Genomic DNA, 14,809 nt, shown 5'->3' with positions numbered 1-14,809 from the left:
GTATGAGGAAACCTCATTTCATAAACTTAATTCTAACATAATTTTCCGAAAAATCAAAAAATCCAATACGAGATAGAAAAAACTGCAAGGAAATCCTTACAGTTTGAGTTTATACTCAATGAAAATCCAAGAGCAAACTAGGAAACTAGCCGCAGGCTGCTCAAAGCACTGCTTTGAGGTTGTGGATAGAACTGACGAAGTCAGTAACCTACCTACGGCAAGTCGACGTTGACGCAGTTTGAAGAGATTTTTGAAGAGTATTAGACGTTTAGGACCTTGTCCAAGAACTCTTTCAGTCGTGGGTGTTGTGGGTTGTCAAAGATTTGGTCAGGTGTTCCGTCTTCAAGGAATTCACCATCTGCAGTAAAGATAACCCGGTTAGCAACCTGACGGGCAAATCCCATCTCATGGGTTACGATAATCATGGTCATACCTTGCTTGGCCAATTCCTTCATAACATTTAGTACGTCTCCGACCATCTCAGGGTCAAGGGCAGAAGTTGGTTCATCAAAGAGCATGATATCTGGATTCATTGCTAGTCCACGTGCGATAGCCACACGTTGTTTTTGTCCCCCTGATAGGCTATCTGGGTTAGCATTAGCTTTATCTGCTAGTCCAACCTTGTCAAGCAGCTCCATTCCCAATTTCTCAGCTTCTTCCTTAGTCATTAACTTGTGCTCAATGGGAGCAAAGGTAATATTTTCCAATACAGACATATGAGGGAAGAGGTTGAAGTGTTGGAACACCATTCCGATATTTTCACGGACGTGGTCAACGTTGGTTGTTTTTTCAGTTAAATCATAGCCGTTCACGGTGATGTGACCGCTAGTAACTTCTTCGAGAAGATTGAGGCTACGAAGGAAGGTTGACTTACCAGAACCTGAAGGACCGATGATACAAACAACATCTCCTTCATAGAACTTAGTTGTAATTCCCTTTAAAACCTCATTTTTTCCATAATACTTATGTAAATCATTTACATCAATTTTTAATTTTGCCATTAACGAATCCTCTTTTCTAAGCGTTTCGCTAGTCTAGTCAAAAGTGTGATAATTACAAGATAGAAGATTGCAAGGATTGCATACATCTTGAAACTTTGGTAGTTACGCGCGATGATAATCTTACCAGTTTGGAAGAGTTCAACCAAACCAATAGCAGATACGATGGTTGTATCTTTAAGTGCGATAACGAATTGGTTAACAAAGTTTGGCAACATCAATTTAGTCGCTTGTGGCAAGATAATCTTACGCATGGTTTTTCCATAAGAGATACCAAGACTGCGGCTGGCTTCCATTTGACCAACTGGAACGGCCTGAATACCACCACGCACGATTTCAGCGATATAAGCCGCTGCATTGAGTGAGAGGGCAATAGTACCAGCTACGAAGTCGTTAATTGGACTTTGTTGGCCTGTGATAGACTCGATGAAGTTTGGAATTCCCCAGAAGATGAAGGCTGCAAGAATCATCAAAGGAATACCACGGATAACGTCAACGAAAATCTCAGAGATCACACGAAGAGATTTGTAGGGGCTAACGCTAAACATACCAAAGATAATCCCGATAACAGTGGCAATAGCAAATGAGATAAGCGCTAGAGCAAGAGTGATACCAAGCCCGCTAAGGAGTTGCTTGTAGTTGTTTTGAAGCAAGCCCCAGATAGTTGTTTCATCAACAGTGCTTGTTGAAGCAGATGATGATTCACTAGCTAGGTATTTATCAAGAATCTTTTGGAATTCTCCGTTTGCTTTAAGGTTTGCAAGTCCGTTGTTGAACATTTCAATCAATTCTGGATTTGCTCCTTTTTTAACGGCAAAGGCTGTTTCACCGATTGGAGTTCCAGCGATTGGAGTTTTCAATTTTTGGCCTTGGCTGATAGAATATTTGAGAACAGGCTCATCATCCATAACGGCATCAATGGCTCCAGTGTTTAAACTGTCATACATTGAAGAACCATCAGCAAAGGTTTTGATTTTGTAACCGTATTTGCTTTGATTTTCTGTTAGGAAGGTTTGAGAAGCAGTTCCGTTTTTAACACCAACTGTCTTCCCTTTCAGATCTTCATAAGAAGCAATGGTGCTTGATTCTTTGACACCAAGGATAGTATTAGCAGTGTAGTAGGATTCTGAGAAGTCAAAAGTTGCCTTACGAGCATCTGTGACAGACATACCAGCAATGATACCATCAGCTTGCCCAGCTTGGACAGCACTGATAGCGGCATCGAAACCAGGATTGGTAATTTCAATTTCAAAACCTTGGTCTTTAGCGATGGCCTTAATCAAGTCCATATCAATACCAGTAAATTGATTACTTGAATTTTGGAAAACAAAAGGTGCAAAAGAAGAATCACTGGCAATGATGTATTTTGCTTTAACAGGAGTTGCTTTTAGACCAGCTGTAGTCGTTGTGGTTGGTACTGCCGAAGATGATGAAGCGGTCCATTTCTTGATGATTTTATCAAGACTACCATCTTTTTTCATTTCAGCCAAGGCTTGGTTAAACTCAGTAACCAGGTGCTCGTATTTGCTTCCTTTTTTCACACCGAAAGCAAAACTCCCTACAGATTCTCCATCCATTTCAATATGGAGGTCTTGACCTTGGTTGATGGCATATTCGATAACAGGTTTGTCATCCATCATGGCATCAATGGCACCGGCACTCAAGCTGTTGTTCATCAAATCACCAGTGTCAAATGTTTTAATGCTAAAGCCGTATTTATCTTTGATTGTTTCAAGAAAACGTTGAGCGGCTGTTCCATTTTTAACACCAACAGTTTTACCTTTTAATTGATCATACTGACTAATCTTGTGTGACTTTGTAGTTGCAATGACAACTTTTGTATCATAGTAAGTATCGGACATGGTGAAAACTTTTTCACGTTCTGCAGTTTTTGTCATTCCTGCCATGATGGCGTCTGCTTGACCAGCTTGAACTGCATTTACCGCTGCGTCAAATCCAGGATAGGACATCTGAATGTTCCATCCTTTAATCTCAGCGACTTTGTTGATAATGTCAACATCAATTCCTTTATAAGTTTGATCTGAATCTTTAAACTCAAAAGGTGCATAGGCGGTATCAGAAACAATCTTAATCGTCTCAGCTTTCGCAATACCTAATGAGAAAATTGGGAATAAAATTAGCAAAAATGCTAGAATTTTTTTCTTCATTTTTAGTCTCCTTTTCCGAATATTTTCCCATTATATCAGAAAAAACTAAAAAATGCAAATCTAGGAACTTTTATGTTAGAAGATATAACATTAAAGCTCTTTATTTCTTTCTTGAACTGCTTCCACAAAGTGCTATAATAATAGTATATAATAGAAGAAAAGAGGACAGGGATTTGAAGAACAAAAGAATATTTAAAGACTTCCAAGCTTCAAAAATGAGTTTAAACATTTACACAAGCCCCTTGATAGCCCTTGTTTTTGTCTTCATAGGAGAGTTTGTGGCTTTTACTCTGTATGGTATTAGTTTGCTAGCTCTTATCGGACTTGCTAGGAATTTTGGAGAGACTGGTCAAAATCTTGCAACCTACTTGCAAACTTTGTATGCGAGCTTGACGGATAAATCAAGTGACTTTCATTTAATTTTAGAATTGCTGGCCTTTGGTTTTATACTCACCACTGTGTTCAGATGGACAAAAAAAGTAGAAAAAAGACCTATTCGAACCTTGGGATTCTATAGAGAGAATTTCCTCAGCAGTCTTCTGAAGGGCTTTGGGCTAGGTCTGACACTTTTTCTTCTGACCTTGTTAGGTTTAGTAGCTTTAGGGCAATATCGTTTGGAGTCTATTCACTTGAATCCTTATTCTCTTACCTTTGTTGTCTTTACTATCCCATTTTGGATATTACAGGGGACAACAGAAGAAGTGGTGGCCCGTGCTTGGCTCCTTCCTCAATTGGCCTCAAGAACCAATCTAAAACTTGCTGTTCTTATATCTAGCCTATTCTTTACCCTACTTCATATGGGGAATTCGGGCCTCACTCCTCTATCTCTAGTGAATCTCTTTTTATTCGGAGTTGCCATGGCTCTTTACCTTCTCAAAACCGATACAGTTTGGGGTGTTGCAGGTATTCATGGAGCCTGGAATTTTGCTCAGGGAAATCTCTTTGGGATTTTAGTTAGTGGTCAGCATTCAGGAACGTCTCTGATGACCTTTTTACCACAAGGCAATCAAGATTGGCTATCAGGTGGGTCGTTTGGGATTGAAGGTTCTATCATGACAAGTCTAGTCTTACTACTTTTGATTGTCTATCTCAATCATCAATTAAAGAAAGAAAATGAAAGGATGTGACTTCGGTCCGTCCTTTTCTTCGTGAAAATGCTACAAGTATGCTAAAATAGGAATAGCACATCGAGGGAGGAACCTTATGATTAATCGCATCACAGACAATCAATTTAAACTAGTATCAAAATACCAACCATCAGGCGACCAACCCCAAGCTATCGAACAGTTGGTAGATAACATTGAGGGTGGAGAAAAAGCTCAGATTCTGATGGGGGCGACGGGGACAGGGAAGACCTATACCATGAGTCAGGTCATTTCCAAAGTCAATAAACCAACTTTGGTCATTGCCCATAACAAAACTCTAGCTGGTCAGCTCTATGGGGAGTTTAAGGAATTTTTCCCTGAAAATGCTGTTGAGTATTTTGTTTCCTACTATGATTATTACCAGCCAGAAGCCTATGTCCCTTCTAGTGATACCTATATTGAGAAGGATAGTTCTGTCAATGATGAGATCGACAAGCTCCGCCACTCAGCGACTTCAGCCCTTTTAGAGCGTAACGATGTCATCGTCGTGGCTTCAGTCTCTTGTATCTATGGCTTGGGTTCGCCAAAGGAATATTCTGATAGTGTTGTTAGTCTTCGTCCAGGTCTGGAGATTTCTCGAGATAAACTGCTCAATGATTTGGTGGACATTCAGTTCGAACGCAATGACATTGATTTTCAGCGTGGAAGATTCCGTGTTCGGGGAGATGTGGTGGAAATTTTCCCAGCTTCCCGTGATGAGCATGCTTTTCGCGTGGAGTTTTTTGGAGATGAAATTGACCGTATTCGTGAGGTTGAAGCATTGACAGGTCAGGTATTGGGAGAAGTGGATCATTTAGCGATTTTCCCAGCGACTCACTTTGTGACTAATGACGACCATATGGAATTTGCGATTGCCAAGATTCAGGCCGAGTTGGAAGAGCAACTAGCTATCTTTGAGAAGGATGGCAAACTACTTGAAGCCCAGCGTTTGAAACAGCGGACAGAGTACGATATCGAAATGCTGCGTGAGATGGGTTATACCAACGGGGTTGAGAACTATTCACGTCACATGGATGGACGGAGTGAGGGCGAGCCTCCTTATACGCTCTTAGATTTCTTCCCAGATGATTTCTTAATTATGATTGACGAGAGTCACATGACTATGGGACAAATCAAGGGCATGTACAATGGAGACCGTTCGCGTAAGGAAATGCTGGTAAATTATGGTTTCCGTTTGCCATCAGCTTTGGACAATCGACCTCTTCGTCGTGAGGAGTTTGAAAGCCATGTGCATCAGATTGTTTACGTTTCAGCGACACCAGGCGATTACGAAAATGAACAGACTGAAACAGTAATTGAGCAAATCATTCGACCAACAGGTCTTTTGGATCCTGAGGTGGAAGTTCGTCCGACTATGGGACAGATTGATGACCTCCTAGGTGAAATCAATGCCCGTGTAGAAAAGAACGAACGGACCTTTATCACCACCTTGACCAAGAAAATGGCTGAAGACTTGACTGACTACTTCAAAGAAATGGGTATCAAGGTCAAATACATGCACTCGGATATCAAGACCTTGGAGCGGACGGAGATTATTCGTGACCTGCGCTTGGGTGTCTTTGATGTTTTGGTCGGAATCAACCTGCTCCGTGAAGGGATTGACGTTCCCGAAGTGAGTCTCGTAGCGATTCTCGATGCTGACAAGGAAGGTTTCCTTCGTAACGAACGTGGTTTAATCCAGACCATTGGACGTGCTGCTCGTAACAGTGAAGGTCATGTTATCATGTATGCGGACACGATGACTCAATCTATGCAACGTGCCATCGATGAAACGGCCCGCCGTCGCAAAATCCAGATGGCCTATAATGAAGAACATGGTATCGTACCTCAGACAATCAAGAAAGAAATCCGTGACCTGATTGCCGTGACCAAGGCAGTTGCTAAGGAAGAAGACAAAGAAGTCGATATCAATAGTCTTAATAAACAAGAGCGCAAAGAACTAGTCAAGAAACTAGAAAAACAAATGCAAGAAGCCGTCGAAGTGCTTGACTTTGAACTAGCAGCTCAGATCCGCGATATGATGCTGGAAGTCAAGGCGTTGAATTAGGGGGAAGAAAACAAATGGCGGTTATTATCAAATCAATGGAAATTCCTGAAGAGATAGAAGGTAAATCCTTCATTCACTGGCAAACGTGGAGAGAAGCTTATGACGACCTTTTGCCTGCAGAATATCAGGAGACGATGACATTAGAAAGGTGTCGATTCTTTAGTCAAAAGTATCCAGAAAATACATTGATTGCGATGGATGGTATGAAGGTAGTTGGTTTTATAAGTTATGGCAACTTTCGTTATGAGACGATTCAAGCTGGTGAAATTATTGCCTTATATGTTTTAAAAGACTATTATGGAAAAGGTATCGCACAAAAGTTAATGAAAGCAGCTTTGATTGCTCTTGATCAATTTTCTGAAATTTTCTTATGGGTATTGAAAGATAATAAGCGAGCCATTGCTTTCTATAAAAAATGGGTTTTAATTTTGATGGACAAGAAAAGATACTTGAACTTGGAAAGCCTATAAAGGAAAAACGAATGGTATTTTATTCTAAATAATTTTAAAAAGTAGAAGCTAGAATCTCTGGTAGCAAGTCTGAAAATTTAATAACTTAGAAAGCGAGCAAATCTATGTCCCGTGCCCAAGCAACCATTTTAACCAACATCTGTCTAATCGAAGATCTAGAAAATAAGCGAGTAGTCATGCAATATCGCTCTTCTGAAGAGAATCGCTGGTCTGGTTACGCCTTTCCAGGAGGCCATGTAGAAAATGGCGAATCTTTTGCGGAGTCTGTCATTCGTGAAATCTACGAAGAAACAGGGTTGACTATCCAAAATCCTCAAATTGTCGGCATTAAAAATTGGCCACTAGATACAGGTGGGCGCTATATTGTCATTTGTTATAAGGCAACTGAGTTCTCTGGTACCCTTCGCTCTTCAGATGAAGGAGAAGTTTCTTGGGTGCAAAAAGACCAGATTCCAAACTTGGATCTGGCCTATGATATGCTACCTCTGATGGAGATGATGGAAGCTCCAGACAAGTCTGAATTTTTCTACCGTCACCGTACAGAAGATGGCTGGGAAAAGAAAATCTTCTAGTCTTTAACTAAATAACCCAGTTGATCCAAGGCCTCCTCGATATAGTGGAGGTCTTATTGTGTTTCCAGTCTAATAGTAATAGAAGATTAGGAAAAAACATATAAACTCTAAAATAAATTTAAAATATTTCTAAAAAAGTATTGACAAAAACAAAGAAAACGCTTACTATATAAATAAGGGAACGGTTCCATACTATAAAAAGGAGGAGTGATGACTACAATAAAACAGGTTGCTGAAGAAGCAGGAGTATCAAAATCAACAGTTTCAAGATATATTTCGAAAAAAGGCTATGTCGGAGATGATGCGAGAGAAAAAATAAAAAATGCTATCAAGAAATTAAATTACACGCCGAATGTACTAGCACAATCTTTGAAAACTAAAAAAAATCAAATGGTAGGACTCTTATTGCCAGATATTTCTAATCCTTTCTTCCCAAGATTGGTTCGAGGAGCTGAATCATATTTGAAAGATAAAGGTTATAGGATCATGGTTGGCACGATTTCAGACCAAGAATCTTTAAATGAATACGTTAATTTGCTGTTGAAAACAAATGCTGCTGGAATTATTACTACACATGATTTCACAAAAGAATATCCAGATTTATCATTGCCTATTGTTGTGGTTGACCGGATTAGTAAAGATACAGGTTACGGTGTTTTTTCTGATAATCAGTTGGGTGGACGTTTGGCTGCTAAAGCAATTTGGAATGCTGGTGCTAAGCAAGTTATGATTATTAAAGTTTTAGATGATAAAGCTGAAAACATTGCGGAACGGTTTGAAGCAAGTTTAAACTATTTGAGGAATAAATCTTTAGAGATTCGTATTGAAGAAAGTGAAACGTTTGACTTTGAAAAAATTCAAAAAGAAGCTAAAGAGAATCTCAAAAAAAATCCAGATATTGATAGTATTATAGCACCTTCTGATATTCATGCGATAGCTTATATTCATGAAATTTTAGCAATTGGGAAAAAAATTCCAGATGATATTCAAATCATTGGTTATGATGATATTGTACTTAGTCAATTTATTTATCCTTCTTTATCAACTATCCACCAATCATCATATAAAATGGGAGAACAGGCTGCAAAGCTCATCTATAATATGGCAAATAAGTTCTCTATAGATGAAGCTAAAGTTAAACTACCGGTTAGATACGTAGAAAGAAATACATTGAGGAGAAAGTAATGAGTAAAATTGTTGTTATTGGAAGTATTTCAATGGACTTAGTTATGAGAACAAAAAGGATTCCAGAAGGAGGTGAAACGATTTTTGGGGATTCATTTAATATAGTTCCAGGTGGTAAAGGTGCAAATCAAGCTGTAGCCATTGGTAGATTATCCAATGTAGAAGATAATATTTACATATTTGGAAACGTCGGAGAAGATATTTTTTCAGCAGATTTACTAAGTAATCTGCAAAATAATAATATTTCTATAGAATATGTGGGAACGGTACCACAATCTACAGGAGTTGCACAAATTACTTTATATGGAGGTGATAATAGGATTGTTTATTATCCTGGAGCGAATAATTTAGTCAAAACAAATGATTGGAAAAATGAGTGGGAATTGATTAGTGATGCAAGTATTGTTGTTTTACAGAATGAAATACCACATGAAGCCAACCTATCTATAGCTAAATTTTGTCAAGAAAATAAAGTTAAGGTGCTTTACAATCCTGCACCAGTTAGAGAAACAGATATAGAGATGATTCCTTTTTGTGATTTTATTACTCCTAATGAGCATGAATGTTCAGAGCTTTTTCCAGATAAGAAATTAGAAGAAATTATTAAAATTTATCCTAATAAAATGATTGTAACATTAGGAGTTGAAGGTTCTATTTATTATGATGGGACAGCAGTTCAGAAGATTCCTGCTATAAAAGCAGAAGTAGTTGATACTACAGGAGCAGGGGATACATTTAATGGTGCTTTTGCTTATGCTATCTCAAAAGGAAAAGAGATGAATGTTGCATTGTCCTTTGCAACGATTGCTTCACATCTTTCTGTTCAAAGATTTGGAGCGCAAGGAGGCATGCCGAGTTTGAAAGAAATAAAGGAGCATTCAGGATATGAAGAAATATGGGATTTTAAATAGTAATATAGCAAAACTAGCTGATGATTTAGGTCATATGGATTTGGTTTGTATCGGAGATTTAGGATTGCCAGTTCCAAAAGGTGTTGATAAAATTGATTTAGCATTAAGAAAAGGTAGTCCAAGTTTTTTAGAAGTTTTAAAAGAATATTCAGATCATGTACTTATTGAAAAAATTTTCTTAGCAGAAGAAATTAAGGAAAAAAACAAAGAACAGTGGCAAGCAGTTCTAGATCTTTTAGGATCGAATATAATTATTGAATATATTAGTCATGAAGAATTGAAAGCTATGAATACTAAAGTTAAGGCAGTTATTCGCACTGGGGAAGATACACCATATTCGAATATAATCTTGCAATCAGGAGTTATTATATAGAAGGGAGTTGCCTATGAAAATTGAAATGAAGAACATTTCAAAATCTTTTGGGAATAATCGTGTTTTAGAAAGTATTGATTTGGTTCTTAATTCAGGAGAAGTTCATGCTTTAATGGGAGAGAATGGTGCAGGTAAATCAACCTTAATGAATATTTTAACTGGACTTTTTCCAGCTACTTCAGGAACTATTTTTATTGATGGAAAAGAAAAAATATTTTCTAATCCTCAAGAGGCAGAACGGTTTGGACTGAGTTTTATTCATCAAGAAATGAATACTTGGCCAGATATGACTGTACTTGATAATCTTTTTTTAGGAAGAGAAATTAAAAATTCGATTGGGTTTCTAGATAAAGTTAGTATGGAAAGGAAAGCTAAAGAAGCATTTAAACGTCTTAATATCTCTATTCCTCTAGATGCAATCATTGGTCAATTATCAGTCGGACAACAACAAATGATAGAAATAGCAAAATGTTTATTATCAGAAGTTTCCTTGTTAATTATGGATGAACCCACAGCAGCCTTAACCGATCGTGAAACTGAAACACTTTTCAAAGTGATAGAAGGATTAAAATCTGATGGTGTAGGTATTGTCTATATTTCACATCGGATGGAAGAAATTTTTAAGATTACAGATCTTATAACTGTTATGAGGGATGGGTTTGTAATTGATACTAAGAAAACGAAGTTGACTAATGCGGATGAATTAGTTCAGAAGATGGTAGGTCGTGAATTAGAAGATTATTATCCAGAAAAAAAGGCTGAGATTGGGAATATTGTCTTTCAAGCTAAGAATCTTTCTGGTGATGCTTTTACGGATATTTCTTTCTATGTACGTCAAGGGGAAATTCTTGGTTTTTCTGGTTTAATGGGTGCTGGTCGTACTGAAATAATGCGAGCAATTTTTGGAATTGATTCTTTAAAATCTGGTCAAATTATAATAAACGAAGAACAACTAACAATTAAAAATCCTTTTGAAGCAATTAAGCATGGAATTGGTTTCTTAACAGAAGATCGTAAAGATGAGGGATTGATTTTAGATTTTTCTATTAAAGATAATATGACTTTACCTAGTACTCGTGATTTTGTTAAAAATGGCATTTTTGATAATAAAACAAGTGATGTATTTGTACAACGTTTAATTGATAGGCTACGAATTAAATCAGGTTATCCAGATAAGGAAGTTGGGACACTTTCTGGTGGTAATCAACAGAAAGTAGTTTTAGCAAAATGGATAGGTATTGCTCCAAAAGTACTGATTCTAGATGAGCCAACTCGTGGGGTAGATGTTGGTGCTAAGCGTGAAATTTACCAATTAATGAATGAATTGGCTGAACGAGGTGTGCCGATTATTATGGTTTCTTCAGATTTACCAGAAGTTATTGGGGTCAGTGATCGCATTATGGTCATGCATGAAGGAAGAATTAGTGGAGAATTAACACGTCAAGAAGCTACACAAGAAAAAGTTATGCAACTAGCTACAGGAGGACAATAGTGTGAAAAATACTATGAAGTATATGTCAGAGTTGACAACAGTAATAGCATTGATAATTTTAATGGCTGTCATCACTATTATCAATTCAAATTTTTTAACTGCAAATAATCTGTTAAATTTACTATTGCAAGTAACATCAAATGCACTGATCGCTTTTGGAATGACCTTTGTTATTCTAACAGGTGGAATTGATTTATCAGTTGGATCAATTTTAGCCTTATCCAGTGCGCTAACAGCTGGCCTATTAGGATCTGGAATGCCTGTTACATTAGCAATTCTCATCTCTTTAATTTTGGGTTGCATTCTGGGAATGATGAATGGTTTATTGATTTCCTACGGGAAATTAGCTCCATTTATCGTTACTTTAGCAACTATGACTATTTTTAGAGGCGCAACACTTGTTTATACAAATGGGAATCCTATTACAAAAGGATTAAGTGATACATTCTTATTTCAATTTTTGGGGCAAGGTTACATCGTCGGAATTCCATTTCCTGTAATTATTATGTTTATTGTATTTATTGTTTTATATGTTTTACTTCATAAAACAGCATTTGGTAAATCTGTGTATGCTATAGGAGGGAATGAAAAAGCAGCATATATATCAGGTGTGAAACTAAATAAAGTGAAAATTATCATTTATTCAATTTCAGGTATTATGGCTTCAATTTCTGGATTGATTATAACATCACGCTTAAGTTCTGCTCAACCAACAGCAGGTGCTAGTTATGAAATGGATGCTATTGCAGCTGTTGTTCTTGGGGGAACCTCATTATCAGGAGGTAAAGGTCGTATACTGGGGACCTTAATAGGTGCTTTAATTATTGGGGTTTTGAATAATGGACTTAATATTATCGGTGTTTCAGCATTTTGGCAACAAGTAGTAAAAGGAGTTGTAATCTTAATTGCTGTTCTGATTGATCGTTTTAAAGTTGTAAAACAGTAGAATAATTTTCAATTTTTTGGAAATAGTAACAATTTATTAGCTGACGTACAATAATTGGGATTGAAACTATCCCTATAGATATATTACGAGGAGTAATAACATGAAAATTATTAAAAAAATTAGCATTTTTGCTTTGTTTGTAACATTTATTTTTGCTTTAGTAGCTTGTGGAAAAACTGGTTTAGGAAATTCATCAAATGATAATAAATCTACGATTCAAAAGTCAGCAAAAGAATTAAAGTTGGGAGTTTCTATTTCGACTACTAACAATCCCTATTTTGTGGCTATGAAAGATGGCCTTGAAAAAGCCGCAGGAGAAAAAGAAGTGACTTTGAAGATAGCAGATGCACAAGATGATGCCGCAAGACAAGCAGATGATATCCAAAATTTTATTAGTCAAAATGTAGATGCTTTATTGATTAATCCAGTTGATTCTGATGCAATTGTTACATCTATTAAAGCTGCTAATAATGCAAATATTCCAGTAATCTTAATTGACCGCGGTAGTAATGGTGGAGAAGTCTTGACAACTGTTGCTTCTGATAACGTAGAAGCGGGTAAAATGGCTGCCGAATTCATTACCAAGCAATTGGGAGAAAAAGCAAAAACTTTTGAATTGTCAGGAGTCCCTGGCGCTTCTGCAACAGTAGATAGAGGTAAAGGATTTGAACAAATTTCAAAGACAAATTTAGATGTTCTTTCTAGTCAATCCGCTAATTTTGATCGCGCAAAAGCTTTGAATACAACGCAAAATATGATTCAAGGAAACAAAGAAGTACAAGCAATCTTTGCACAGAATGATGAGATGGCGTTAGGAGCTGCACAAGCAGTAAAAGCAGCTGGTCTTAGTAATGTATTAATTGTTGGTATTGATGGTCAACCAGATGCACATGATGCTATTTCAAGAGGTGATATTACTGCCACTATTGCTCAGCAACCAGCTAAGATGGGTGAAATTGCTATTCAATCAGCAATCGATCATTATCAAGGGAAAAAACTGGAAACAGAAACAGTTTCTCCAATTTATCTTGTGACTAAGGATAATGTTGATCAATATAACTGGTGATATATTTTTAATAAGTAGGTACTTATTCATCTTCATTCAATGTAGTTTTTAAATATCATTGTTACTATTGGGTCTCTTGGGTGCAAAAAGACCAGATTCCAAACTTGGATCTGGCCTATGATATGCTACCTTTGATGGAGATGATGGAAGCTCCGGACAAATCTGAATTTTTCTACCGCCATCGTATAGAAGATGGCTGGGAAAAGAAAATCTTCTAATCTTTAACTAAATAACCTAGTTGATCCAAGGCCTCCTCGATATAGTGGAGGTCTTGTTGTGTTTCAGCTTCGACTAGGTGGTAATGGATACCATCTGTCAATTCAGATAAAGGTTTAAAATCAGAATGCTCGACTTGTTCTAGAAAATGTTGCACATCTCTGCGGCAAGACAGTTTCAGCAAGGTTTCGATTTCTCCATAAACGGGATGGTCAATCAAGGTATTTTGAACACGTCCACCATTATCAACGATAGCAAGGAGTTCTTGACCGATTTCTTCAACTTCATGTTTCACTTTGAAAAGTTTGTGAACATAAGGATTGGTTTCAATTTGCTTATAGACGTAGCCACGATTAGTGGATAGGATAGGAGCGCCATCGGCTCTCAAAATTGCAATGTCCTGCACAATGACCTGACGTGTGACATGAAAATGTTCCGCCAAACTTTGGCCATTAAGGGCTTTAGGAGCTTCTTTTAAGAGTTGAAGCAAGGCTTGTTTGCGATCTTTTGTCATAGTTTTTCCTTTTAGCGACGTTTTCGAAGCACTTTATAGACAGCTAGTGCTAATGTATAGTCTACCATACTATGGATAATTGTACCAAATCCAACTAGCACAAAGAGAACATAAAACATATTTTCTACATTGGTACCAGAAGTTGCATAAAAAACGACACAAGCTAATACTTCAGCAAGAGCATGGATAAGCGCTAATACAAAGTTGAAAATCCAGGAAGCTTTTGGTTTATCTAGGGTATCGGGGAATTTTTGCAGGTAAAGAGCTCCCAAAGTCCCAAAAAAGATATGGGAAAGAGCCCGAAAAACGATAACCATGGGATAGCCAGCCATCAAAAATCCAAAACTAGAGGCTAGGATGACAAAAACAGCCATTAAGGGCGATAAGAACATGGCGATAAAAATAGCTATGTGGCTCCCCAAAGTGTAAGAAGCAGGTGGAATGACAATCTTAAAAGGCATAACAATTGGAATCAAAATCGCAATAGCCGTTAAGAGGGCAGTCATTGTCATAAATTGTGTCTTTTTCCGTGTATTCATAAGAATCTCCTTTTTTCTGTATATACACTAGTATAGTACAATAAACAAGACAATAAAGCAAGGATTTACTTAAGTTTATAGGCCATTTTAAATTAAATATTGGTAAAGATTTCACTAAAAAAAACTGTATAGAGCAACATCTCCACCTTCAAGCTTGAAAGTGGAGA

13 protein-coding genes and 2 pseudogenes are annotated in these 14,809 nt (G+C 37.3%); 11 read left to right on the top strand and 4 right to left on the bottom strand.

The window, feature by feature from the left end; genetic code table 11:
- Positions 1-260 precede the first annotated feature (260 nt).
- Entirely contained in the window at positions 261-1,001 is a 741-nt protein-coding gene (locus UKS_RS05980; RefSeq protein ID WP_156012190.1) for an amino acid ABC transporter ATP-binding protein, read from the bottom strand.
- Positions 1,001-3,166: an ABC transporter substrate-binding protein/permease gene (locus UKS_RS05975; protein WP_156012189.1), complete on the bottom strand. Its 2,166-nt coding sequence runs from the start codon at positions 3,164-3,166 to the stop codon at positions 1,001-1,003. Before UKS_RS05975 ends, UKS_RS05980 begins: the two co-directional genes overlap by 1 nt.
- Positions 3,167-3,339: 173 nt before the next feature.
- On the opposite strand from UKS_RS05975, the gene UKS_RS05970 reads away from it, so the two are divergent.
- The 11 genes and pseudogenes from UKS_RS05970 to UKS_RS05915 form a co-directional block, all read left to right on the top strand.
- Positions 3,340-4,293, top strand: coding sequence for a CPBP family intramembrane glutamic endopeptidase (locus tag UKS_RS05970; protein WP_156012188.1), 954 nt, complete (start codon positions 3,340-3,342; stop codon positions 4,291-4,293).
- Positions 4,294-4,369: 76 nt separating this feature from the next.
- Entirely contained in the window at positions 4,370-6,358 is a 1,989-nt protein-coding gene (gene uvrB / locus UKS_RS05965; protein ID WP_156012187.1) for an excinuclease ABC subunit UvrB, read from the top strand.
- 14 nt (positions 6,359-6,372) lie between these two features.
- Positions 6,373-6,860 (top strand): annotated as a pseudogene (locus UKS_RS05960) (GNAT family N-acetyltransferase).
- A 72-nt stretch (positions 6,861-6,932) separates the two neighbouring features.
- Positions 6,933-7,400, top strand: a complete 468-nt coding sequence (locus UKS_RS05955) for an 8-oxo-dGTP diphosphatase (RefSeq protein ID WP_156012185.1) — start codon at positions 6,933-6,935, stop codon at positions 7,398-7,400.
- Between the two features lie 210 nt (positions 7,401-7,610).
- Positions 7,611-8,585 carry a LacI family DNA-binding transcriptional regulator gene (locus UKS_RS05945; RefSeq protein ID WP_156012184.1) on the top strand — a complete coding sequence of 325 codons (975 nt, stop codon included), beginning with the start codon at positions 7,611-7,613 and terminating at the stop codon, positions 8,583-8,585.
- A complete protein-coding gene (rbsK, locus tag UKS_RS05940; RefSeq protein WP_156012183.1) occupies positions 8,585-9,496 on the top strand; it encodes a ribokinase in 912 nt (303 codons plus the stop codon). Before UKS_RS05945 ends, rbsK begins: the two co-directional genes overlap by 1 nt.
- Positions 9,471-9,869: a D-ribose pyranase gene (rbsD, locus tag UKS_RS05935; protein ID WP_000759835.1), complete on the top strand. Its 399-nt coding sequence runs from the start codon at positions 9,471-9,473 to the stop codon at positions 9,867-9,869. The genes rbsK and rbsD overlap by 26 nt, the downstream gene beginning before the upstream one ends.
- A 13-nt stretch (positions 9,870-9,882) precedes the next feature.
- Complete coding sequence (locus UKS_RS05930) at positions 9,883-11,361, top strand: sugar ABC transporter ATP-binding protein (RefSeq protein ID WP_156012182.1); 1,479 nt, start codon at positions 9,883-9,885, stop codon at positions 11,359-11,361.
- Between the two features lies 1 nt (position 11,362).
- Complete coding sequence (locus UKS_RS05925) at positions 11,363-12,307, top strand: ABC transporter permease subunit (RefSeq protein ID WP_004248623.1); 945 nt, start codon at positions 11,363-11,365, stop codon at positions 12,305-12,307.
- Between the two features lie 100 nt (positions 12,308-12,407).
- Positions 12,408-13,373, top strand: coding sequence for a substrate-binding domain-containing protein (locus UKS_RS05920; protein ID WP_156012181.1), 966 nt, complete (start codon positions 12,408-12,410; stop codon positions 13,371-13,373).
- 71 nt (positions 13,374-13,444) lie between these two features.
- Positions 13,445-13,591: pseudogene (locus tag UKS_RS05915) on the top strand (8-oxo-dGTP diphosphatase); the annotation flags it as partial.
- Here the strand turns inward: UKS_RS05915 and UKS_RS05910 are convergent.
- Together UKS_RS05910 and UKS_RS05905 are read right to left on the bottom strand one after the other, a co-directional pair.
- Positions 13,588-14,103, bottom strand: coding sequence for a transcription repressor NadR (locus UKS_RS05910; RefSeq protein WP_033685158.1), 516 nt, complete (start codon positions 14,101-14,103; stop codon positions 13,588-13,590). The pseudogene UKS_RS05915 and the gene UKS_RS05910 overlap by 4 nt on opposite strands.
- An 11-nt stretch (positions 14,104-14,114) precedes the next feature.
- Positions 14,115-14,642, bottom strand: a complete 528-nt coding sequence (locus UKS_RS05905; protein ID WP_156012179.1) for an ECF transporter S component — start codon at positions 14,640-14,642, stop codon at positions 14,115-14,117.
- Positions 14,643-14,809 lie beyond the last annotated feature (167 nt).

Source organism: Streptococcus sp. 116-D4, assembly GCF_009731465.1.
Classification (GTDB): Bacteria; Bacillota; Bacilli; order Lactobacillales; family Streptococcaceae; genus Streptococcus; species Streptococcus pseudopneumoniae_E.
This window is presented reverse-complemented; position numbering and strand designations above follow the sequence as displayed.